Annotated in this window: 21 protein-coding genes and 1 tRNA gene; 9 read left to right on the top strand and 13 right to left on the bottom strand. The window is 71.9% G+C overall.

Annotated elements, in window-relative coordinates; all coding sequences use genetic code 11:
- Positions 1 to 44: 44 nt before the first annotated feature.
- The 6 genes from OG736_RS17790 (at position 45) to OG736_RS17815 (ending at position 4660) form a co-directional block, all read left to right on the top strand.
- On the top strand, positions 45 to 692 hold the full coding sequence (locus tag OG736_RS17790) for an ABC transporter permease (RefSeq protein WP_327183323.1): 648 nt from the start codon (positions 45 to 47) through the stop codon (positions 690 to 692).
- Complete coding sequence (locus tag OG736_RS17795) at positions 685 to 1935, top strand: betaine/proline/choline family ABC transporter ATP-binding protein (protein WP_327183324.1); 1251 nt, start codon at positions 685 to 687, stop codon at positions 1933 to 1935. The genes OG736_RS17790 and OG736_RS17795 overlap by 8 nt, the downstream gene beginning before the upstream one ends.
- Positions 1932 to 2783 carry an ABC transporter permease gene (locus tag OG736_RS17800; protein WP_327183325.1) on the top strand — a complete coding sequence of 284 codons (852 nt, stop codon included), beginning with the start codon at positions 1932 to 1934 and terminating at the stop codon, positions 2781 to 2783. Before OG736_RS17795 ends, OG736_RS17800 begins: the two co-directional genes overlap by 4 nt.
- An 83-nt stretch (positions 2784 to 2866) precedes the next feature.
- Positions 2867 to 3748, top strand: a complete 882-nt coding sequence (locus OG736_RS17805; RefSeq protein ID WP_442817176.1) for a glycine betaine ABC transporter substrate-binding protein — start codon at positions 2867 to 2869, stop codon at positions 3746 to 3748.
- A 105-nt stretch (positions 3749 to 3853) separates the two neighbouring features.
- Positions 3854 to 4432, top strand: coding sequence for an ArsR/SmtB family transcription factor (locus tag OG736_RS17810; protein ID WP_327183327.1), 579 nt, complete (start codon positions 3854 to 3856; stop codon positions 4430 to 4432).
- A 39-nt stretch (positions 4433 to 4471) separates the two neighbouring features.
- Positions 4472 to 4660 (top strand): hypothetical protein, encoded by a 189-nt coding sequence (locus OG736_RS17815; RefSeq protein WP_327183328.1) that lies wholly within the window; start codon positions 4472 to 4474, stop codon positions 4658 to 4660.
- A 7-nt stretch (positions 4661 to 4667) separates the two neighbouring features.
- On the opposite strand, the gene OG736_RS17820 is transcribed toward OG736_RS17815, so the two are convergent.
- The 6 genes from OG736_RS17820 to OG736_RS17845 all read right to left on the bottom strand — a co-directional run bounded on the left by OG736_RS17820 (position 4668) and on the right by OG736_RS17845 (position 10741).
- A complete protein-coding gene (locus OG736_RS17820; RefSeq protein ID WP_327183329.1) occupies positions 4668 to 5459 on the bottom strand; it encodes a YlbL family protein in 792 nt (263 codons plus the stop codon).
- Positions 5460 to 5620: 161 nt separating this feature from the next.
- The gene (locus tag OG736_RS17825; RefSeq protein WP_057600419.1) at positions 5621 to 6271 is read right to left on the bottom strand and encodes an IclR family transcriptional regulator; all 651 of its coding nucleotides are present in this window, start codon (positions 6269 to 6271) and stop codon (positions 5621 to 5623) included.
- A 370-nt stretch (positions 6272 to 6641) separates the two neighbouring features.
- Complete coding sequence (locus tag OG736_RS17830; protein WP_054240231.1) at positions 6642 to 8444, bottom strand: DEAD/DEAH box helicase; 1803 nt, start codon at positions 8442 to 8444, stop codon at positions 6642 to 6644.
- Between the two features lie 204 nt (positions 8445 to 8648).
- On the bottom strand, positions 8649 to 9017 hold the full coding sequence (locus tag OG736_RS17835; RefSeq protein ID WP_327183330.1) for a type II toxin-antitoxin system death-on-curing family toxin: 369 nt from the start codon (positions 9015 to 9017) through the stop codon (positions 8649 to 8651).
- Positions 9017 to 9214, bottom strand: a complete 198-nt coding sequence (locus OG736_RS17840) for a hypothetical protein (RefSeq protein WP_142264566.1) — start codon at positions 9212 to 9214, stop codon at positions 9017 to 9019. The genes OG736_RS17835 and OG736_RS17840 overlap by 1 nt, the downstream gene beginning before the upstream one ends.
- A 42-nt stretch (positions 9215 to 9256) precedes the next feature.
- A complete protein-coding gene (locus OG736_RS17845) occupies positions 9257 to 10741 on the bottom strand; it encodes an MFS transporter (protein ID WP_327183331.1) in 1485 nt (494 codons plus the stop codon).
- Between the two features lie 276 nt (positions 10742 to 11017).
- Between OG736_RS17845 and OG736_RS17850 the strand changes: the two genes are divergently transcribed.
- Together OG736_RS17850 and OG736_RS17855 are read left to right on the top strand one after the other, a co-directional pair.
- A tRNA-Cys gene (locus OG736_RS17850) sits at positions 11018 to 11089 on the top strand.
- Positions 11090 to 11272: 183 nt separating this feature from the next.
- The gene (locus OG736_RS17855; RefSeq protein WP_327183332.1) at positions 11273 to 11737 is read left to right on the top strand and encodes a hypothetical protein; all 465 of its coding nucleotides are present in this window, start codon (positions 11273 to 11275) and stop codon (positions 11735 to 11737) included.
- A 109-nt stretch (positions 11738 to 11846) separates the two neighbouring features.
- On the opposite strand, the gene OG736_RS17860 is transcribed toward OG736_RS17855, so the two are convergent.
- Both OG736_RS17860 and OG736_RS17865 read right to left on the bottom strand, forming a co-directional pair.
- Positions 11847 to 12257 carry a hypothetical protein gene (locus tag OG736_RS17860; RefSeq protein WP_327183333.1) on the bottom strand — a complete coding sequence of 137 codons (411 nt, stop codon included), beginning with the start codon at positions 12255 to 12257 and terminating at the stop codon, positions 11847 to 11849.
- Positions 12258 to 12301: 44 nt separating this feature from the next.
- Positions 12302 to 12652, bottom strand: a complete 351-nt coding sequence (locus OG736_RS17865; RefSeq protein ID WP_327183334.1) for a hypothetical protein — start codon at positions 12650 to 12652, stop codon at positions 12302 to 12304.
- A 187-nt stretch (positions 12653 to 12839) separates the two neighbouring features.
- Between OG736_RS17865 and OG736_RS17870 the strand changes: the two genes are divergently transcribed.
- Positions 12840 to 15221: a DUF8508 domain-containing protein gene (locus OG736_RS17870; RefSeq protein WP_442817177.1), complete on the top strand. Its 2382-nt coding sequence runs from the start codon at positions 12840 to 12842 to the stop codon at positions 15219 to 15221.
- Positions 15222 to 15253: 32 nt separating this feature from the next.
- Here the strand turns inward: OG736_RS17870 and OG736_RS17875 are convergent, their stop codons facing one another.
- From OG736_RS17875 to OG736_RS17895, 5 genes are all read right to left on the bottom strand, one after another.
- Positions 15254 to 16474, bottom strand: coding sequence for an SUKH-4 family immunity protein (locus OG736_RS17875; protein ID WP_327183336.1), 1221 nt, complete (start codon positions 16472 to 16474; stop codon positions 15254 to 15256).
- Positions 16475 to 16661: 187 nt separating this feature from the next.
- Positions 16662 to 16790, bottom strand: coding sequence for a hypothetical protein (locus OG736_RS17880; RefSeq protein ID WP_327183337.1), 129 nt, complete (start codon positions 16788 to 16790; stop codon positions 16662 to 16664).
- Positions 16787 to 19096: a xanthine dehydrogenase family protein molybdopterin-binding subunit gene (locus tag OG736_RS17885; protein WP_327183338.1), complete on the bottom strand. Its 2310-nt coding sequence runs from the start codon at positions 19094 to 19096 to the stop codon at positions 16787 to 16789. The genes OG736_RS17880 and OG736_RS17885 overlap by 4 nt, the downstream gene beginning before the upstream one ends.
- Positions 19093 to 20886 carry a 2Fe-2S iron-sulfur cluster-binding protein gene (locus tag OG736_RS17890; protein ID WP_327183339.1) on the bottom strand — a complete coding sequence of 598 codons (1794 nt, stop codon included), beginning with the start codon at positions 20884 to 20886 and terminating at the stop codon, positions 19093 to 19095. Before OG736_RS17890 ends, OG736_RS17885 begins: the two co-directional genes overlap by 4 nt.
- Positions 20883 to 21776, bottom strand: coding sequence for an FAD binding domain-containing protein (locus OG736_RS17895; protein ID WP_020132417.1), 894 nt, complete (start codon positions 21774 to 21776; stop codon positions 20883 to 20885). Before OG736_RS17895 ends, OG736_RS17890 begins: the two co-directional genes overlap by 4 nt.
- Positions 21777 to 21779 lie beyond the last annotated feature (3 nt).

Here is a 21779-nt window from a genome sequence, read left to right on the forward strand (position 1 = left end):
CCCGGAGCTGGTCCGGTCCGGTCGACATGGGGCGGTGAGGGCGTGTGAGCTTCTGGGAGTACCTGGCCAACCGTCACCAGCAGCTGCTCACCGACGCCTACCAGCAGGCCAGCCTGGTCTTCCAGTGCATGCTCATGGCGACCGTGATCGGCGTCGTGATCGGGGTCGTCACCTACCGCAGCGGCTGGGCGGGCAACCTGGCCACCATCGGCACCTCCGCGATCCTGACCGTCCCGTCGCTCGCGATGATCGGTCTGCTGATCCCGCTCGTGGGGCTCGGCGTACCGCCGACGGTGATCGCGCTGACCCTGTACGGGCTGCTGCCGGTGGTGCGCAACGCGATCGTGGGGCTGCGCGGCGTCGATCCCACGCTCGTGGACGCGGCCAAGGGCATCGGGATGTCCTCGGCGATGCGGCTGCTGCGGGTCGAGCTGCCGCTGGCCTGGCCGCCGATCCTGACCGGGATCCGGGTCTCGACGCAGATGCTGATGGGCATCGCCGCCATCGCCGCGTACGCCTCCGGGCCCGGCCTCGGCAACGAGATCTTCCGCGGCATCGCCTCGCTCGGCAGCAAGAACGCCCTCAACCAGGTCCTGGCGGGCACGCTCGGGATCATCGTCCTGGCCCTGCTGTTCGACGCCGCGTACGTCCTCATCGGACGGCTGACGATTCCCAGGGGGATCCGTGTCTGAGACCGAGCCCGAGGATGGCGCCCACGGGGCGACGATCGAGCTGGTGAACCTCACCAAGCGCTATCCGGGCAACCCCAACCCCGCCGTCGACAACGTCACCATGGAGATCAAGGCGGGCGAGACCGTCATCTTCGTCGGCCCTTCGGGCTGCGGGAAGTCGACCACACTGAAGATGATCAACCGGCTGATCGAGCCGAGCGGCGGCCGGATCCGGATCAACGGCGAGGACGTCACCGACATCGACCCGGTGAAGCTGCGCCGCAAGGTCGGGTACGCGATCCAGTCGTCCGGGCTCTTCCCGCACATGACGGTCGCGCAGAACATCGCGCTCGTGCCGAGGATGATCGGCTGGCCGAAGGGCCGGATCCGGGACCGGGTGGAGGAGATGCTCGACCTGGTCGGGCTCGACCCCGGCGAGTTCCACGGCCGCTATCCGCGCCAGCTGTCCGGCGGGCAGCAGCAACGGGTAGGTGTGGCGCGGGCGTTGGCGGCTGATCCGCCCGTCCTGCTGATGGACGAGCCGTTCGGCGCGGTCGACCCGATCACCCGCGACCACCTCCAGGACGAGCTGATCCGGCTCCAGCACGAGCTGCACAAGACGATCGTGTTCGTCACCCACGACTTCGACGAGGCGATCAAGCTGGGCGACCGGATCGCCGTGCTGCGCGAACGCTCGCACATCGCCCAGTTCGACACCCCGGAGGCGATCCTCACCAACCCGGCGGACGACTTCGTGTCCGGGTTCGTGGGGGCCGGGGCGGCGCTGAAGCGGCTCAACCTGAGCCGGGTACGGGACGTGGAGATCACCGACTACCCGACGGTGACCGTCGACGACCCGCTCCAGACCATCTTCAACAAGCTCCGCTCCAGCGGCACGAACGAGATCCTGCTCCTCGACCAGCGCAGACGCCCCTACAAGTGGCTGCGCCGCGGGGACCTGATGCGGGCCAGGGGCTCGCTGGCGCGGGCCGGAACCCTGGTCAGCGACACGGTGACCCGGGACGCCACCCTGCGGGACGCGCTGGAGGCGGTGCTGACCGACAACACCGGGCGGGTCGCGGTCACCGGACGGCGGGGCGAGTACACCGGGGTCGTCGACATGGAGACGCTGCTGAACTCCGTGCACGAGCTGCTGGAGGCCGACCGGCTGGAGGCGCTGGAGGCCCAACACGAGCTGGAGGAGGCCCGGGCCGCGCAGACGCACGCGGAACAGGAGGGCCCGGGCGGGGAGGCGAAGGCGTGAGCACCCCCGACCTGCACGAGAACACCGGCCCGGACGGGACTCCCGGGCCGCAGGACGAGACCGAGGACGCGGGGCAGGAGACCAGGACCCCGGCGTCCGCGCCGCCCCGCCGTCGCCTCACCTGGCAGAAACTGACCTTCCTGCCCGCCTTCCTCGTCGCCCTGCTGCTCGCGACCTGGCTGTGGTTCCAGCAGGCGGACCTGGACCCGATCTCGGAGAACGCGCTGTCGAACGGGCAGGTGTCGAAGGCGCTGTGGCAGCAGGTGCAGCTCACGGTGATCTCCACCTTCTTCGTGCTGATCATCGCGATCCCGCTCGGCATCCTGCTGACCCGGGGTGCGCTGCGCAGAGCGACCCCGTTCGCGATGGCCGTCGCCAACATGGGGCAGGCGACGCCCGCCATCGGTCTGCTCGCCCTGCTGGTGATCTGGCTGGGCACGGGCACGAAAGCCGCCCTGATCGGCATCATCGCCTACGCGATCCTGCCGGTGCTCGCCAACACCATCGCGGGCCTGAAGTCGAACGACCCGACGCTGCTGGAGGCGGCCCGCGGCATCGGGATGTCCGCGCTGGGCGTGCTCCGCAAGGTCGAGCTGCCGCTGGCCGTCCCGCTGATCCTGGCCGGCGTGCGGACGGCCCTCGTCCTCAACGTCGGCACCGCCACCCTGGCGACCTTCGGCGGGGGCGGCGGCCTGGGCGTGCTGATCACCACCGGCATCACCAACCAGCGCATGCCGGTGCTGGTGCTGGGCTCGATCCTCACCGTCTCGCTGGCACTGCTCGTCGACTGGCTGGCCTCACTGGCGGAAGTGCTGCTGCGGCCGCGGGGGTTGGAGGTGGACTCGTGAAGCGCTCCCGCCCGGTGATCGCCGGGGTGCTGGCGGCACTGGTCTGCGGGCCGGCCGGGTGCGGGCTCACCAGCGGCTCCCCCATGGTCGACGACGTCTCGCCCGGGTCGATCGGACAGGGCGAGCCGCTCAAGGGCGCCGATCTCACCGTGACGTCCAAGTCGTTCACCGAGAACCTCATCCTCGGCGCGATGATGGGCATCGCCTTCGAGGCGGCCGGCGCGGACGTCCTGGACCGCACCGGCATCCAGGGCTCCATCGGCTCGCGCGAGGCGGTCAGGAACGGCGACGCCGACGCCATGTACGAGTACACGGGCACCGCCTGGATCACCTACCAGGGCAACAGCGAGCCCATCCCCGATCCGCAGCAGCAGTGGCAGGCCGTGCACGACGCCGACCTGAAGAACGGCGTGACCTGGCTGCCTCCGTCGAGGCTGAACAACACCTACGCGCTGGCCATGAACCAGGCGAACTTCAAGAAGTACCGCACCAGGACGCTGTCGCAGGTGGCCGCGTTGTCGAAGTCCGACCCGAAGGCCGTGACGCTCTGCGTGGAGAGCGAGTTCGCCAACCGCGCGGACGGGCTGCCCGGCATGGAGAAGGCGTACGGGATGTCCGTGTCGGCGTCCCGGATCACGCAGATGGACACCGGGATCATCTACACCCAGGTCCAGAAGGGGAGTTGCACGTACGGGGAGGTGTTCACCACCGACGGGCGCATCAAGTCCATGAACCTGGTGGTGATGGCCGACGACAAGAAGTTCTTCCCCAACTACAACGCGGCCCCCGTGATCAACTCCAAGACGCTGAAGAAGTGGCCGGCGATCGCGACGGTCATCGACCCGGTGACGAAGAAGCTGGACAACACGGTGGCCCAGGACCTGAACGCCAAGGTGGACGTCGACGGGGAGGATCCCCACCAGGTGGCCCTGGACTGGATGAAGAAGGAAGGGTTCGTGAAGTAGCCGTCCTGGCAAGGGACTTACGAGGTACCTCGCTCGGGAGACCGGCAGAGGGGACTTACAAAGGAGACGTTGCAAAGGAGTCTTTGCAACGCTATCTTTGTGCGCATGCCGGAACAGCCCGAGGTACGCAAGCTCGATGCCCGTTCGCTGCGCGGACTCGCGCATCCCCTGCGCATGGAGCTGCTCAACGCGTTGCGACGGCACGGCCCGGCCACCGCGTCACAACTCGCTGAAAGGCTGGGCGAGTCCAGCGGCGCCACCAGCTACCACCTGCGCCAGCTCGCCGCCCACGGCTTCGTCGAGGACGATCCCGAGCGGGGCAAGGGGCGGGAGAGGTGGTGGAAGGCGGCCCACCACGGTCTGTCCTTCGACGACGAACTGCTCACCGACTCCGACCCGGCAGTGCGCGGCGCGGCCGACATGTACCTGCACGAGGTCGCGACCAGCCAGACCCGGGACCTGTCCACCTGGCTGGGAGACCGCGGCTCCTGGCCCGAAGAGTGGAACCGGGTCTGGGACATGAGCAGCGCGACGCTACGGCTGACCCCGGAGCAGACCCGCGAACTCATCGCCAAGATGCACGAGTTGATCAACGTCTACCGTGACCTGGCTGCCGAGGCGGGCGACGCCGGCACCGCACGGATCCGCGTGCACACGCACGCCTTCCCCATCGCCACCGACTGACGCCACACACACCGACGCACCGGACCGAGAGGCATCGCCATGTACATCGAGCACCAGCTCGCCCTGTCCCGCAACGCCGAGTTCCGTGCCCAGGCCGACGCCCACCGCCTCGCCGCCGAGGCCAAGCGCCCGAGCGAACTGCGTACGCGCCTCGGCTGGACCCTGGTGGAGGTGGGGCTGCGGCTCGCCGCGGCGCCCGGGGCGAACAACCCGGCCGTCGCCTGGTAGCGGACCGCTAACAGCTCGGGACCGAGCCCTTGCCCTTCTCCAGGGCGGTCAGTGCGCTCACCGTGCCCTTCAGGGTGGTGACCGGGATCAGCCGGAGCCCCTTCGGCAGCTCGGCCTTGGCGTCGGAGCACTCGGCCTTCGGCACCAGGAACACCGTCGCCCCGTCCCGCCGGGCGGCCTGCGTCTTCAGTGCCACGCCACCGACCGCGCCGACCGTGCCGTCGGCCTCGATGGTCCCGGTGCCGGCGATCGTGCGACCGCCGGTGAGGTCGCCGCCGCTGCCGTCGCCGTCGAGTTTGTCGACGATGCCGAGCGAGAACAGCAACCCCGCACTGGGGCCGCCCACGTCGGACAGTTTCAGGGTGACCTTGATGCCGTCGCCGCTGCGGTCGAGGTACTTCAGCGCGGCCTCGGTCGCGGCGTCCTGGGACTGCCGCATCTGCTCGGTGTTGTGCTGCTCGATCTCCTTGGTGCTCTCCCCGCTGGGGTAGACGGAGTCGCGCGGCATGATCGCCTGGTCGGTGCGGAACCAGCCGTCGACGACGTCGGAGAGACTGACGTCCGTGTCGGGGTTGGTCGCCTCGATCGTCGTCATCCGCAGCTGCCCGCTCGTGTCCCGGACGGGCGCGCCCGTGATCGTGATGACCGGGGTGCCCTTGTTCTCGCCGAGGACGTTCGCCGTCATGCCCGGCTGCGCCACCGAGAACGGCAGCGGCGCGAACGCGGCCGTCGCGAGCAGCGCCACGAGCGGCAGCGCGCAGACGGTGAGGGCCTTGGGGCGTGAGAGGCGTGAGAGCACGAGGTCAATCTAACGTGACGCCGAGTTCCGGCTCACGGCTGGATGTCGTCCGGCCGACCGCGCGGCCGACCGTGAGCCCCGGCCCCGGCTGCCACCCGTTCTCCCCGGGCCCCTCCCGAGGCCCTCGCCGCGCGGCTCGGTGCGAGGGCGGCAGTGGTGCGTCAGCGCAGTGCCTCCGCCACCTCCCGCGCCGCGTCCACGACCCGGGGCCCCACCCGCTCGGGCACCGCGTCGGCCAGCATCACCACGCCCACGCTGCCCTCGACGCCGGTCACGCCCAGCAGCGGAGCCGCGGCCCCGCTCGCGCCGGCCTCCAGCTCCCCGTGTGTCAGCGTGTAGCCGGGTTCGTCCGCCGGCCGCGCCCCGTTCTGCCGCGCGAAGAGGATCGCCCGGCCGGCGGCACCGCGGTCGAGCGGATGCCGGAAACCGGCCCGGTACGCCACGTGGTAGTCCGTCCAGGTCGGCTCGACGACGGCGACGGCGAGCGCCTCCGTCCCGTCCACCAGGGTCAGATGCGCGGTCGCGCCTATGTCCTCGGCCAGCGACCGCAGCGCGGGCAGCGCGGCCTCCCGTACCAGCGGATGCACCTGGCGGCCGAGCCTCAGCACTCCGAGGCCGACCCTGGCTCGCCCGCCCAGGTCACGCCGTACGAGTGCGTGCTGCTCCAGTGTGGCGAGCAACCGGTACACAACGGTCCGGTTGACGCCCAGTTTGTTGGAAAGTTCGGTGACGGTCAGCCCGTGGTCGGTATCGGCCAGCAGCTTGAGGACTTTGAGTCCCCGATCGAGCGTCTGGGAGGTCTCCGCGGTCACGACGCCCACTCCTTAAGTGGTGAGGTCGGCAACCTCCGTCGCGGCGGATGCGTCACCGAGTCCCGTCAGTGACGCGCTTCAGAGGCCGCCGATCGACAGATGGGCCCGGCGTGTCCGGGCCCAGTCGCTTCACGGCTGCGCTCCGCGGCGGCGCTGCCACGGGGCGTGTGCGTAGCGGGACAGTAGCGAAGCAGGTTCGCTGAGCGGAAGGCTCCGTCCAGAATCCGGTCAGTGGCCGGTATGGACTACTTGCATTTATCCCGATACGTACGGAGCGTGACGTCGTGGCTCGCGCCCCCCGTCAGAGACCAGGGGCCCGTGACGTCGTGGCTCGCGCCGCCCGTCAGAGCCCGGGGGCCCGGATGAGGCCTCACTTCATCCGGGTCGCCCACTCCTGCACCTTGGCGATGCGCTGCCGCAGCTGCCCCGCCGTCGCCTCCGCGCTCGGCGGCCCGCCGCAGACCCGCCGCAGCTCGGTGTGGATCACACCGTGCGGCTTGCCGCTCTGGTGGACGTACGCCCCGACCATCGTGTTGAGCTGCTTGCGCAGCTCCATCAGCTCCTTGTGCGAGACGACCGGCCGCCGCTCGGCCGGCAGCTCCAGCAGATCGGCCTCGGAGTCCGGCCGCTTCTTGCTGTGCGCGATCTGCTTGGCCTGCCGCTTCTGGAGCAGCATCTGCACCTGGTCGGGTTCCAGCAGCCCCGGGATGCCGAGGTAGTCCTGCTCCTCCTCGCTCCCCGGGTGGGCCTGCATGCCGAACTCGGCGCCGTTGTACATGACCCGGTCGAAGACGGCCTCGGACTCCAGCGCCTCGAAGGCGAACTGCTCCTGCTCGCCGGTGTCCTCGTCCTGCTCCTTGTTCGCCTCGTCCATCTCCTGCTCGGACTCGGCGTACGGATCCTCCTCGCCCTCCTTCTTGGGCTTGTCGAGGGCGTGGTCGCGCTCGACCTCCATCTCGTTGGCGAAGGTGAGCAGGTCGGGCACGGTCGGGAGGAAGACGGAGGCGGTCTCGCCGCGCCGCCGGGACCGCACGAAGCGCCCGACGGCCTGGGCGAAGAAGAGGGGCGTGGAGATGGTCGTCGCGTACACCCCGACGGCGAGCCGCGGCACGTCGACACCTTCCGACACCATCCGCACCGCGACCATCCAGCGGTCGTTGCTGCCGCTGAAGTCGTCGATGCGGCTGGACGCACCGGTGTCGTCGGACAGCACGAGCGTCGCCTTGGTCCCGGTGATCTCCCGGATCAGCTTGGCGTAGGCGCGGGCCGACTCCTGGTCGGAGGCGATGACGAGCGCGCCGGCGTCCGGGATGGCCTTCCTGACCTCGGTGAGGCGCTGGTCGGCGGCGCGCAGCACGCTCGGCATCCACTCGCCGCGCGGGTCCAGCGCCGTACGCCAGGCCTGACTGATCGCGTCCTTGGTCATCGGCTCGCCGAGCCGCGCCGCGATCTCGTCCCCCGCCTTGGTCCGCCAGCGCATGTTGCCGCTGTAGGAGAGGAAGATGACGGGCCGGACGACCTGGTCGGCGAGCGCGGACCCGTACCCGTAGGTGTAGTCGGCGGCCGACCGCCGGATCCCGTCGTTGCCCTCTTCGTAGGTGACGAAGGGGATGGGATTGGTGTCGGAGCGGAACGGCGTACCGGTGAGCGCGAGGCGACGGGTCGCGGGCTCGAAGGCCTCGAGACAGGCCTCGCCCCAGGACTTGGAGTCACCGGCGTGGTGGATCTCGTCGAGGATGACGAGGGTCTTGCGCTGTTCGCTCCGGTTGCGGTGCAGCATCGGGCGGACGCCGACACCCGCGTACGTCACGGCGACGCCGTGGTAGTCCTTGCTGAGCGGGCCCGCGCTGTACTCGGGGTCCAGCCGGATCCCTATCCGCGCGGCCGCCTCCGCCCACTGCTTCTTCAGATGCTCGGTCGGCGCGACCACGGTCACCTGCTGCACGACATGGTGGTGCAGCAGCCAGGAGGCGAGGGTGAGCGCGAAGGTCGTCTTGCCTGCGCCGGGGGTGGCGACGGCGAGGAAGTCGCGCGGCTGCTCCTGGAGGTACTTCTCCATCGCCCCCTGCTGCCAGGCCCGCAGCTTGCTCGCGGTGCCCCAGGGGGCTCGGCCCGGGAAGGCCGGTGACAGGTGGTGGGAGTGGGAGGTGGAGGAAGCGGCGGTGGTAGTCACGGTCTCCGGGTTCGGGGTCGAATCAGAGGGGCCGCGCGAAGCGCGTCGGACGGGGCGGTGGGACGGCTGACGGGTGGGTGGCTCGGCTCTCGGCTGTGTATGACAACCGGGCCACCCTACCGGCGGCCCGACGCCGTCAACGAGCGAACAAGGCCGGGTCGGGTGCGGGTGGGACCCAGGTCACAGAAGACGGGCGACGCCGGCTCAGCGCGCGAAGCGCGGCAACCGGGCCGCGATCCCGGGCACGTCGAGGACGCCCTGACACACGTCCAGCACGAACCGCTCGGCCTCGTCCACGTCGAAGTCCACGTCCAGCGGATGACCGGCCAGGTGCAGATAGACCCAGGTCGCGTACCAGGCGATGCGCTTGTTGCCGTCGACGAGAGCGTGGTTGCGGGCCAGGGACTCCATCAGCGCCGCGGCCTTCCGCCACACGTCCGGGTACGCGTCCTGCCCGAACACGCTCGACCGGGGGCGGGCCAGGGCGGAGTCCAGCAGTCCGTAGTCGCGCACCTCGTCCGCCTCGAGCCGCCGGGTGAGGTTCAGCAGCTCGGGCAGCGTGAGGTAGTGCATCAGGCGAGCCTCCGGTTCAACTCGGCGCTGGCCCGCAGCACGTGCTCGGCGGCCTCTTCGAAGAGCCGTGCGTGCTCGTGCACGGCCTTGAGCACCGCGTCGTGCGCGAAGGCCTGCATGCTGCGTCCCTCCGCCTGGGCGCGCTCACGCAGGGCGTCGAGTTCCTCGTCCGTGAAGCGCAGGTTCAGTCCGGCCATGCATCGACGGTACCGGCCGGTACCAGCCGGTACCACATGGTTTTATCGCGATTCCGCCCGCAGCCGCGTCGTCACCCAGGCCCCGAACAGCGCGACGGCCGCCATCGGCAGGAAGACGGCGGCGAAGGCGGCCGGGTGGGAACCGGCGGAGGCCGCGGCCGTGGCCGACGCCGTATGCGCCACGCTCCCGCCGCCGAGCGCCGCGAAGGCGGCACCTCCCGCGGACAGCAGCAGCACGTTGGACAGCCCGTCCGAGATCTGGAGCGCGGCGGAGTTGGCCCCGGCCTCCTCGGGGGCGGACAGTTTCAGCAGCAGCACGCTCGAGGCGGCGATCACCAGCCCCATCCCCAAGCACCCGAAGCCCCAGGCGACGGCCACGGTCCAGACGGGCACGGCATGGACCAGGACACTGGGCGCGGTGGCGATGGCGGCAGCCGCCAGCACCATCCCGAGCGCCATCAGCCGCTCCCGGTACGGCTCCGCCCACGGCCGTGACTGCACCCACGACCCCAGCGCCCAGGTCGCCCCGCCGGCCGCGAGGGAGAACCCGGCGAGGGTCGGGCTCAGCCCCCGTTCCGTCACGAGCATCAGCGGCACGAAGGACTCGGCGGCGATGAAGGACCCCGCGGCCACCCCGCGCAGCAACACGACGGACGGCAACCCGCGGGCCGCCCGCCAGGTGCCGCGCGGGAGCAGCCCGAGCACGGCGGGCACGAGCAGCGCGATGCCCGCGGCGCCGGGGACGAGGGAGACCGGCCGCAGGTCCTGGGCGGCGTACTGAAGCAGTCCGGCGCCGAGGGAGATCCCGAGGGCGAGCCGGATCCGCCGCCGGTCGAAGGCGCCCGCGGCCATGCCCTCCACGGGGCCGCCGGCCCGCCGCCGTATCCGGGGCAGCGCGAGCGCGAGCGGAAGCACCACGAGGGCGGGTATCCCGAGGAAGACCCACCGCCACCCCAGCTGCTCGGTCACCGCGCCGGCGGCCAGCGGCCCGACCACGGACGGCACGACCCAGCAGGCGGCGAACGCGGCCATGATCGCGGGCCGCAGCCGCTCCGGGTAGGCCCGCCCGACGACGACGTACAGGGCGACGATCACCAGCCCCCCGCCGAGCCCCTGCACGGCCCGCCCGAGGATGAACACCCACATGCTCCCGGCGCTCCCGGAGAGGAGCAGCCCGGCCGCGAAGGCCGCGATGCCCCCGCCCAGCGCCCCGAGCGGCCCGCGCCGGTCCGACCACTGCCCGGCGAACACCATCCCGAACAGGCTGGTGGTGAAGTACCCGGAGAACGCGAACGCATACAACGCCACCCCGTCGAGCTCCCGCGCCGCCACCGGCATCGCGGTCCCCACGGCGGTCGCCTCGAAGGCGATGAGCAGCACGACGGAGACGATCCCGATGGTCAGAGCCCGGTAGGAACGCCCGAGAACGGTCCCGCCGGGGTCGCCGCTCTCGCCGGCACGCTCCACGGCGGCGGAGGACAGGACTTCGTCGGCGACACCGGTGTCGCGGGGTTCGAGGGCAGCCATGAGGGCCAGCGTAAGGTCCACAACCGACATTGACCCCTGTCGGAAGACGGGTCCACGCCCGGGACGATGGTCCTACGACCACCAGCGCACCCCCGCTTCATGAACGGCGTGTGGCAGTCCCGTTGCAGCCCTCGCGTCCCCCTTGAGCCCTTCCCCACCCCACCCGTACGGTCGACCTACCGAGTTCGGAACGGGGCGAACACCCCACTCCCGACCTGGCCGTGTCCATGGGTCCCCTTCCCACCACGGCCTTGAGGGAAGAAGAACTCGGCGAACGGCCGTGTGCCCGAGTGGCTTAGGGACTCGCCTGCAAAGCGAGGTACGTGGGTTCAATTCCCGCCACGGCCTCTACCTGGCCTGACCAGGCAGAACGAGAGGGCGGCACTCCTTCGGGGGTGCCGCCCTCTCGGGCGTCCGAGTCAGTTGGGCCGTGACGGCACCTCCGTACAGGACTGGCGCCGTGCCCAGAGGGTCCAGAGAGGCAGACATCGCACCCTGGGCTCGGAGCCACAGCGCTTCTAGGATGTGCCCGTGGACTGGGGGACTCTCGCGGGTACTGCGCTCGGTGCTGTTCTGGGTGTCAGCACAACCCTTCTTGGCGAACGGTCACGATGGCATCGGGAAGATGCGTCCCGCGAACGCAGCATCAAGCGGCAGCTTTACGGCGACTATCTTGCGGCTCTCTGGCTCACGAGGCACCGACTACGAGATCTGAAGCGAAGCGTCGGGCTGAGCAGGGAGGAACGCATTGAGCAGGCGGGGGAGATCCTCGGATCCGCCAACGCCTTCCAACTCCTCTACCAAATGCACATCATGGCACCCGACCGTCTCGGTGACGTAGCCGATCAGACGTTTCTGAAACTCCGGCACCTGAGGGATCGCTTCGATGAGCCTGACGTGAGCACAGATCCAGGTTGGTCGGCGACCCAAGCAGCTCTGGGCGAGGCGTTGGAAACCCTTCGGCTGGCCATGCGCTCGGACCTCAGCTCTCCTTGAAGTCGCCCGCCGCAATACCTGTTACCGGTGTGGACGTCGACCTCAACATGGTCGGGCAACGCACAGAAGGAAAAGGGCGGCGCCCCTCGGGGTTGCCGCCTTTCGGTCGTCAGCCTGCGGAGCAGAGGCCGCCGTCCGGGCAGAACATCACCCAGGTGAAGTTGTAGCCGGTCCGGATGGTGACGGGGTTCGGTGTGGGGCCGTCGTTGAGGTACGAACCCGAGTCGGGGGTGGCGGTGAAGGTGACCGTCGTGCCGACCTCGAAGCTCGCGGTGCAGGTGCCGGTCGGGTAGGGCTGCGGTTCGGGGTCCGTCGCGTACGGATCCCACGCCGTCTGGTGGCAGTTGATGCCCGCGGGCCGGCTGGTGATGGTGCCGCCGCCCCAGCCGTCGCTGACCCACGCGGACAGTTGAGCGGTGGACTGGGCCTGAACCGGTGCGACGGAGGCGATCGCGGCGGCCGTGGCGAGTGCGGTGACGACACCCGTCGCGCGCCAGGCGCCCTTTCTGTTCTTCGTCATGGAAGGCTCCTCGGATCGAACCATGCCGACCCCCTACGACCAGCCTATTCGCCCCCTCGGGTGTGTGCTACGGGAGCGGGTGGACGGCCGTGTGGCCTCTGATCCACCGGGTCAGGCCGGTGAGGTGACTGGGTGCCGTGGGCCGTGTGGATGCGGTGGTCGGCGCCGGGGAACACCTCTGCGGTCGGCGTTGCCCTCGGGTGGCGGCCGGGGCTCCAGGCCGCGGTGCCGAACCGGTGGACGCTCTCGGCGACGGGTAGCAGCGGGTCCGCGCCGCCGAAGACCGCCAGGTGCGGACAGCGCAGACGCAGCGTGTCCGGGACGTGGTCATGGTCCCGCTTGCGTTCGAGGAACTCCCAGAGGCGCACGTCGACGCCGGCCCAGTAGTCGCCCAACGACGGCAACACACCTTTCCGTTCCCCCGATTTAACCTACGCCCCCTTAACAAGCCCCTCTCTACGCGCGTAACTTGAGCCGACTCCCCCACACCGCCATCGGCCGTACACGACGTACGAGGAGACCTCCAGCGTGTCCAGACCCGTAGGAAACAGACCCCGCCGTGCCGCCTACGCGCTCATATCCGTGGGTGTGGCGAGCGCGTTCGCCATCACCTCGCTGCCCCCCGCCTACGCGACGCCGTCCGCCACCGCGGTGATCTCCGAGGTGTACGGCGGTGGCGGCAACTCGGGGGCGACCCTGACCCGGGACTTCGTCGAGCTGGGCAACGCGGGGTCGGCGGCCTATGACCTGGCCGGGTACAGCGTGCAGTACCTGCCGGGCGCGCCGTCGGCGTCCTCGTTGTGGCAGGTGACCGCGCTGAGCGGGTCCGTCGCCCCCGGCGGGCGCTTCCTCGTCGCCGAGGCCGCCGGGACCGGGGGGAGCACCGCGCTGCCCACCGCCGACGCCACCGGATCCGTCGCCATGAGCGCCACCAGCGGCACCATCGCGCTCGTCTCCGGCACCACCGCCCTGACGTGCAAGACCGCCGCCGACTGCGCCGCCGACGGCCGGATCGTCGACCTGGTCGGCTACGGCAGCGCCCTCGTACGGGAGGGCAGCGGGCCGGCCACCGGGGCCTCCAACACCGCCGCCGTCGCGCGGGGCGCCGCCCTGGGCGACACCGACGACAACGCCGCCGACCTCACGGCCGGGACCCCCTCGCCGGTCAACTCCGCAGGGCAGACTCCCGGTTCGGGCGACGGCGGCGGGGACGGCGGCGGCGATCCGACCACGCCCGGCACCGTCCGCGTCCACGACATCCAGGGCACCACCCGGCTCTCCCCGCTCGCCGGGCAGACCGTCAGCCGGGTGCCGGGCATCGTCACCGGGGTGCGGACCACCGGGTCCAAGGGGTACTGGATCCAGGATCCGGCCGCGGACGCCGACTCCCGCACCAGCGAGGGCGTGTTCGTGTACACCGGGTCCGCCACGCCCACCGTCGGCGTCGGCGACTCCGTGCTGGTCAGCGGCAAGGTGAGTGAGTACTACCCGAGCAGCACCAGCCAGTCGGTCACCGAGCTCACCGCTCCGACCGCGACCGTGCTGTCCGGCGGCAACGCGCTGCCCGCCGCCGTCGCCCTGAGCGCCGCGGACGTGCCCGCCGCGTACATCCCCACCGCCGGTGGCGGCAGCATCGAGTCGCTCGCCCTCGAACCGGCCGTGTACGCCCAGGACTTCTACGAGTCGACGGAGGGAATGCGGGTCGCGTTCTCCGACGCCCGTGTCGTCGGCGCGAGCGACGCGTACGGCGAGCTGTGGGTGACCGTCAAGCCGGACGAGAACGTCACGACCCGCGGCGGGACGCTCTACTCCTCCTACGACCAGCCGGGCACCGGCCGGCTGGAGGTCATGTCGCTCGACACCACCGCCTCCTTCCCCTCGGCCGACGTCGGCGACGAGCTGTCCGGCACCACCACCGGACCGCTCGACTACTCCACCTACGGCGGCTACAACGTCCAGGCCACGCAGCTCGGCACCCTGGTCGACAACGGGCTGAAGCCGGAGGTGACCCGTCGGCAGAAGGGCGACGAGCTCGCGGTCGCCACGTACAACGTGGAGAACCTGGACGCGCTGGACGCCCAGGAGAAGATCGACCGGCTCGCGCACGGTGTCGCGGTCAACCTCAACTCCCCCGACGTCGTCGCCCTGGAGGAGATCCAGGACGACAACGGCGCCACCAACGACGGCACCGTCACCTCCGAGGCCACCCTGAAGCGGTTCACCGACGCCATCCGCGCGGCCGGCGGCCCCCGTTACCAGTGGCGCTACATCGCCCCCACCGACAACCAGGACGGCGGCGAGCCCGGCGGCAACATCCGTCAGGTCTTCCTCTTCAACCCCAAACGGGTCTCCTTCACCGACCGGGCCGGTGGTGACGCCGTCACGGCCACCAGTGTGGTGAAGACCAGGCAGGGCGCGAAGCTCACCGCCTCCCCCGGGCGCATCGACCCGGCCTCCGACGCCTGGGACAACAGCCGCAAGCCGCTGGTCGGCGAGTTCGTCTTCCACGGCGAGACGGTCTTCGTGATCGCCAACCACTTCACCTCCAAGGGCGGCGACCAGCCCCTGCACGGCCGCTACCAGCCGCCGTCACGCAGCTCCGAGACCCAGCGCCAGGCGCAGGCGGCCGAGGTGAACACCTTCGTCAAGTCCCTGCTCGCGGCGGACCGGAACGCCAAGACCGTGGTGCTCGGCGACCTCAACGACTACGAGTTCTCCCGGACCGTCACCACGCTCACCGACGGCAAGGTGCTCAAGCCGCTGATCACCACCCTGCCGGCCGCCGAGCGGTACACCTACGTCTACGACGGCAACTCGCAGACCCTGGACCACATCCTCACGAGCCCGGCCGTCACGCACTACGACTACGACGTGGTGCACATCAACGCCGAGTTCGCCGACCAGGCCAGCGACCACGACCCGCAGGTCGTACGGATCGACGTCAGCCGGTGCCGCAGGGGCTGACCGCGGAGCGGAGGGCCGGTGCGGGCGCGGGGCTACGCGTACAGGCCCCCGCCCGCCTCGTCCTCGAAGACGCCCGGCCAGTACCGCCTGCCGTCGTCCGTGGGGACGGCCGGCACCGGGGTCGGGTCGCAGGCGACGGGGTCGACCGCGGCCAGGGTGCGGGACATCGTCTCGGCGAGCTGGTCGTAGGCCTCGGTCAGCCGGTGCACCGCGTCCAGCGCCCGCTCACGGCGGATCAGCCAGAGGGTGAACGCCAGCGTCGAGATGTCGGCGTTGAGCGGGCGCAGGCCGAGGTCCGGCTCGCTCCAGCTCAGCACCGCGCCCGTGGCGCCGTCGACGACCAGGCTGGTGTCCTCGAGGAGATGACCCAGGCGGATCAGCCGGTCGGCGTTCGCGGGCAGCAGCTCCTCGGTGAGGACACCGCCGCGGTCGTCCGCGTAGTACTCGGCGAGGGTCTGGAGCGGCATGTCCGTCTCCAGCGAGAACCAGACGACCTGCTCCGGCAGGCCCACCTCGCGCAGGAAGCGGCGGGTCGGGGCGTGTGTCAGCGCCCTCGGGCAGTCGACGTCCTCGAAGCGGACGACCTCGCCGGAGCCGAACTCCTCGTCCAGGAGCCGGACCGGCAGATCCAGGGCCAGGCCGGACGCCGTGCCCGGGCCCGCCACCAGGGCCAGCGGGCGGATCACCGCGGCCAGCTTCCAGAAGGGGCCGGACACGCCGCCCGTGTCCTTCGCGCCCTCCTCGAAGACGGCCAGCAGCTGCCGTGACGCCTCCGCCACCGCCTTCGGCCCGAGCCGGCTCGCGTAGCAGGCGAACTGGCCGCGCAGGGCCGCCAGTTCGTCAACCGCCGTCGCGAAGCACACCAGCTTCTCCAGGGAGGGTGCGAGCGGGCGGAGGTCCATCAGGTCGGGGCGGTCGTGCAGGAAGTACGTGGTGGAGATCTCGCCCGTCATCCCGTCGAGCAGGACGGACTCCGTCTCCCGGCCGTCGGCGCCCAGGAGTCCGCCTATCACCAGCCGGTCGCGCAGCTCCGCCGCCAGGCGGCCGTCGGGGTCGCCCGTGGAGTCCCCGACCGTGCGCAGGCCGTCGGTGCGCAGCGCCTCGAACGTCAGCAGGCCGGCGTCGCCCGGAGTCGCGGGCAGGCCGGGGCCGGTGAGCCAGCGGCGCGTCGGCGCGTGCGTGACGTACGGGTACAACTCGTCCTCGGTGAAGATGATCATCGTCGTGGCGGTGGTGGTCCTGGTCGTGCCCATCGGGTCCCCCGTGCGGAAAGTTGCGTGCGCCGTCCCACTGCTCCGCAGCCTATGCGGCACCACTGACAACGGCTCTGACCAGCGACAGCGCCCTGCACCCTGACAAGCACCCAGCACACCCGACACCGGTCCCGCACTGACAGACGTCGGCGGGGCCCCGCGAGTTCCCTCCCGACCCGATCGCCCCTCAGGTGAGGTACACGCCGCCCAGCACCACGACCACCGCCGCCACCACGAACAGCGCGATCCAGCCCAGCAGTCTGCCCACGCTCGGCGGGGGTTCGTACTCCCGGGAGTCCGGCTCCGGCTCGCTCACCGGTCCGTCACCACCGCCGCCTGGGGCCTTATCGGCAGCCGGTTCACCGGGCGGCCCGTCGCGGCCCGTACGGCGGAGGCGATGGCGGCGGGCGAGGTGACCACCGGCACCGCGCTGGCGGCCTTCGCCCCGAACGGGGCGACCACATCGCGTTCCTCGACCAGCTTGACGATCCGGATGTCCGGGGCGTCCAGCGCGGTGGGCAGCGCGTAGCCGGTGAGGTCGGGGTGGCGGATCAGGCCCCTCGGCGTGCGGAGGTTCTCGGTGAGCGCGATGCCGACGCCCTGCGTCACACCGGCCTCGATGCGCGCGGTGAGCTGCGCCGGGTTGAGGATCCGGCCGACGTCCTGGGCGACCGCCAGTTCGACGACCCGGACCGAGCCGAGCTCGATGTCGACGTCCACGACCGCGCGGATCGCGCAGAAGGCGAGGCCGACGAAGGCGTCGCCCTGGCCGGCCGCGTCCAGCGGCTCGGTCGGGTGCGGGCGGCACTGTGCCGTCGCCCACAGCTCCTTGCCGTGCATCTCCTCCGTGACGGTCGTCGACAGGACACCGTCGTACGAGGTGATCTTGCCGTCCGTGATCTGGAGCAGCTCCGTGGACATGCCGAACTTGTGCGCCAGGGGCTGGAGCAGCTGCGTGCGGACCATCTTCGCCGCGCGCTCCACCGCACCGCCCGAGACCCACGTGTGGCGGCCCCGGCAGCCGGGGCCCGCGGGCGGCTGGTCGGTGTCGACGGGGGCCACGTGCACCTCGTCGACGCCGAGCGTCTCCTGGACGATCTGGCGGGCCAGCGTCGTGAAGCCCTGGCCCGTCTCCACCGCCGCGCACAGGACCGTCGCGACCCCGTCCTGGACCTTCACGGTCGCCGTGGAGACCTCGTCGGCGCCCTCCGCGCCCAGCATGTGCACCATGCCGAGTCCGTAGCCGACGCCGCGGCGCACCGCGCCCGGTTCGCCCGCGCCCTCGGGGCCGCCGGGCAGCAGCCAGTCCTCCTCGGGCGTGTCCTTGGGGAGTGCCGGGAGGGGGAATTCCTGGACGGCCTGGAGGAGTTCGGCCACGGGGGCCGGACAGGTCACCGTCTGGCCGGTCGGCAGGACGTCCCCGGTCGCCATGGCGTTGCGCAGCCGCAGCTCCGCCGGGTCGACGCCGAGCTTCTTCGCCAGCTTGTCCATCTGCGCCTCGTAGGCGGCGCAGACCTGCATCGCGCCCTCGCCGCGCACATGGCCCGACGGCGGGTTGTTCGTGCGGACCGCCCAGCCCTCGATGAAGGCGTTCGGGACGACGTAGGGGCCGCAGGCGAAGGAGACGGCGGCGGCCAGGGCCTCGGCGGAGGTGTCGGCGTACGCGCCCGCGTCCAGCAGGATCTGCGCCTCGACCTTCACCAGCCGGCCGTCGGCGTCGGCGTGGTGGCGGTAGCGCAGCAGCGTCGGATGTCTGTGGGCGTGGCCGAGGAAGGACTCCTCGCGCGTGGCCGTGAGTTTCACCGGGCAGCCGGTCTTCAGCGCGAGCAGGCCGAGCGGGAGCTGGAAGCCCTGGTCCTCGCGGTCGGCGGTGGCGCCGGGCACCCCGGTGACGACGATCTTCACGCGCTCGGGTTCGAGGCCGTAGCAGGCGGCGGCGGTGTCCCGGTCGGTGTGCGGGTCGGTGGAGGCGAGGTAGAGCTCCACGCCGCCGTCGGGACGGGGCACGGCGAGGCCGGCCTCGGCGCCGATCGGGGCGGGGTCGGCGCGGCCGATGCGGTACTGGCCCTCGACGACGACCTCGCCGGCCGCGGACGGGTCGCCGTGGTGCAGCGGGATGTGCCGGATCAGGTTGCCGTCGGGGTGCAGCGCCTCCGCCTCGAAGGCCTGCTCGGGGTCGATCACCGGATCGAGCACCTCGTACTCGACGATGACGGCCGCGGCGGCCATCCGCGCGGTGTCCGGGTGGTCGGCGGCGACGGCCGCGATGGGCTCGCCGTGGTGGCGTACGACCTCGGAGGCGAACACCGGACGGTCGGCCTTGCCCCGGCCGTGCAGGGTGCGCCCGGGGACGTCCTCGTGGGTGACGACGGCCCGGACGCCGGGCATCTCACGCGCGTGTGACGTGTCGATGGACACGATGCGCGCGTGCGGGTGCGGCGAGCGCAGCACGGCCGCCCACAGCAGACCCTCGGCCCACAGGTCGGCCGCGTACGGGAAGGTGCCCTCCGTCTTGGCGCGGGCGTCGGCGGGCTGCAGGGAGGCGCCGAGGCCGTGCGGGATCGGCTCGGAGGCCGGGGCGGGTTCCATGGGCGTCGTCGCGGTGACTGTCTCGTTGCTCACGCCTGGCCTCCGTCCTGGCCCTGTCCGTATGCCGGGTCGTGCGGGTGGGGCTGTGCAGGGTTCTCGAACGCCGACGGGTGGACGCCTCCGGCGCCCGGTCCCGCCTGGTGCGGAATACGTGCCTCGTCGCCGTCCGTCTCGGCGTCGGCGGCGGCGACCGCCTCGCGTTCGGCGACGACGTCCTGGACGGCCCGCAGGACGCCCCGGTAGCCGGAGCAGCGGCACAGGTTGCCGCACAGGGCCTGGCGGGCCTCCAGTTCGGTGGGGGCCGGGTTGCCCTCCAGGAGGTCGTGCACGGTCATCGCCATGCCGGGCACGCAGAAGCCGCACTGCACGGCGCCGCACTTGGCGAGCGCCCGCTGCACGTCCGAGGGCTGGCCGTCGACGGCCAGGCCCTCGACGGTGCGGATCTCGCTGCCGGCGGTGGTGACGGCCGGGACCAGGCAGGAGGCGACGAGCCGCCCGTCGACCTGGACGTTGCAGGCCCCGCACTCGCCCTGCGAGCAGCCGTCCTTGGCGCCCGCGAGGCCGAGCCGCTCGCGCAGGACGTAGAGCAGCGACTCGCCGATCCAGGCGTCGGTGACGGGGCGGTCGGAGCCGTTGACGCGCAGCACGTAGCCGGCGAGGGGGTGTTCCTCGTGGAACGGCGCCGGGGCGTCGTCCGTCTCCTCCGCGGGCCCGTCGGACCCGGCCGGCTCGGCGGCATCGGTGGACCGCGGGGCGGCGGTGTCGGGGGCCGCTTCCGCCTCGGGATCGTGCGCGGTGTCCGCGGCGGTGGACCGGTCCTCGGGCTCCTCGGCCGGGCCGCGTGCGGCTCCGTGCGGGGCGCCGGGTTCGGCGGGCGGCTCCGCGGGGCCGTGCACGGCCTCAGCGGGCTCGTGAGCGGCCTCGTGAACGTGCTCGGCGTCCTCGGCCGCCGCGGCGGTCCGCTCGGCCTCAGCGGCCCGCTGAGCGTCGCGCTCGGCGGGCTCCGGAGTCCTGTTCGGGGCCACCGTGTACGCCTCGGCGGAGATTTCCGGGGCGAACGACCCGTTCGGGTGCGCGTGCTGCCCGGTGTGCTCGGCGGTGGGGTGGTGCCGGTCGGGGTCCACGGCCACCGGGCCGTGCTCCGGCGCGTGCCCGAACGCGGACAGGTCCGTCGCAGGCCGCACGGCCGTGCCGGCCTCGTCGGGGTGCTGCCCCCACGCCTGGTCCGGCACTCCGTGGTCCGTCGGGCCGGCCGGTTCCGTCGCCCAGGGCGCGGACGCGCCGCCGGGCAGGGTGGCCGGAGGCGTGCCGCCCCACTGCTCGACCAGCGACGAGGTGGTGAACTCGCCCGACTCGTCGGGCAGGTCGCCGCCCGCGACCGGGATCGACCACTGGCCCGTCACGTCGTGGCCGGGCGCGGACCGCGGTGCGCCCGACGGCCCGGAGGTGTCCTCGAAGGCCCACTGGCCGGTCGCGCCGGGGTGGTACGTGAACCGGTCGTCGCCCACCGTCTGCGGGGTGTCCTGCGGAGGCGGCCAGTCGGAGCCGCCCGCCGGGGCCGCCCAGGTTCCGGTGCCGTCCGTGGGCGCCACCGCTATCTGCGGCGGCACGTACCCGTGGCCCGGCGCGGCCAGCGGGCTGTCGCCGCGGGCGGCCAGGAAGGCGTCGATGCCGCCCTCGGGGAGCTTCACGAAGGCGGTCGCGCCGTCGTCGTAGTCCCCCTGGGGCAGCGGGTCCCAGCGGCCGCCGCCCTGCGGCGCGCCCTGGCCCTGCCCGTCTTCCTGTCCGTGTCCGTGTCCGGGTCCGTGCTGGTCGTCGCTCACGACAGCGCCCTCCCCAGTGCTCGTCGGGCCAGCGCGGCGACGGTGCGCCGCAGGTGCAGTACGGCAGGCGGAAGTTCCGGTACGGAGCCGTCCACGCCCGGCACCGGGTCGGGGATGCAGGCGGCGGCGACGTACTCCCCGAAGGCGGTCAGCGCCTCGGGGACGATGGTGCGGCTGTTGTCCCAGTCGATGAGCCGGGCGACCCACTGCTCGGCCTCCAGCGGCCGGAGCGGCATCGGCGCTATGGCCCCGACGGCGCACCTGACACCACGCCGGGCGGGGTCGAGGACCAGCGCCACGGAGGCCACCGCGCGGCCCGGGCCGGTGCGGCCGGTCGCCTTCAGGAAGATCTGCGGGGCGTGCAGCAGCGGCACGCGCACGTACCCGATGAGCTCGCCGCCGCGCAGCATCTCCATGCCGGCCAGCAGATGCGACACGGGCATCTCACGGCGGGCTCCGCCCGGGCCCGCGATGATCAGGGTCGCCTCCAGCGCGGCCAGCACGGGCAGCGCGTCGCCCGTGGGGGCGGCCGAGGCGATGTTGCCGCCGAGGGTGCCCGCGTTGCGGATCTGCGGCGGGCCCGCGGCGCGCGCGGCCGCGGCGAGCGCCGGGATCAGGGCGGCGAAGTCGGGGCGGCCCATGCGCGCGTGGGTGAGTCCGGCGCCGAGCAGCGCGTGGCCGTCCTGGTACTGCCAGCCGCGGATCTCGCTGATGCGGCCGAGGCCGACCAGTCCGGTGGGCCTGAGCTGCCCCGAGTTGACGGCGGCCATCAGGTCGGTGCCACCGGCCACGGGCACGGCGGCGGGCATGGCGGCAAGCGCCGCCACGGCCTCGTCCAGCGTCGTGGGCAGCGTGACGGCCTGCCCCGCCTGCGGTGCGTGCGTGGTCAAAAC

It is taken from the genome of Streptomyces sp. NBC_01334 (genome assembly GCF_035983595.1).
Taxonomy (GTDB): domain Bacteria; phylum Actinomycetota; class Actinomycetes; order Streptomycetales; family Streptomycetaceae; genus Streptomyces; species Streptomyces coriariae.

What these genes read in the sequence shown, in the direction of transcription:
- OG736_RS17815 (WP_327183328.1), top strand. Translation starts at nt 4,472, where the DNA reads ATGTACATCGAGCACCAGCTCGCCCTGTCCCGCAACGCCGAGTTCCGT.
- OG736_RS17810 (WP_327183327.1), top strand. Translation starts at nt 3,854, where the DNA reads ATGCCGGAACAGCCCGAGGTACGCAAGCTCGATGCCCGTTCGCTGCGC.
- OG736_RS17840 (WP_142264566.1), bottom strand. Translation starts at nt 9,214, where the DNA reads ATGGCCGGACTGAACCTGCGCTTCACGGACGAGGAACTCGACGCCCTG.
- OG736_RS17860 (WP_327183333.1), bottom strand. Translation starts at nt 12,257, where the DNA reads ATGACGAAGAACAGAAAGGGCGCCTGGCGCGCGACGGGTGTCGTCACC.
- OG736_RS17845 (WP_327183331.1), bottom strand. Translation starts at nt 10,741, where the DNA reads ATGGCTGCCCTCGAACCCCGCGACACCGGTGTCGCCGACGAAGTCCTG.
- OG736_RS17835 (WP_327183330.1), bottom strand. Translation starts at nt 9,017, where the DNA reads ATGCACTACCTCACGCTGCCCGAGCTGCTGAACCTCACCCGGCGGCTC.
- OG736_RS17875 (WP_327183336.1), bottom strand. Translation starts at nt 16,474, where the DNA reads ATGGGCACGACCAGGACCACCACCGCCACGACGATGATCATCTTCACC.
- OG736_RS17805 (WP_442817176.1), top strand. Translation starts at nt 2,867, where the DNA reads ATGGTCGACGACGTCTCGCCCGGGTCGATCGGACAGGGCGAGCCGCTC.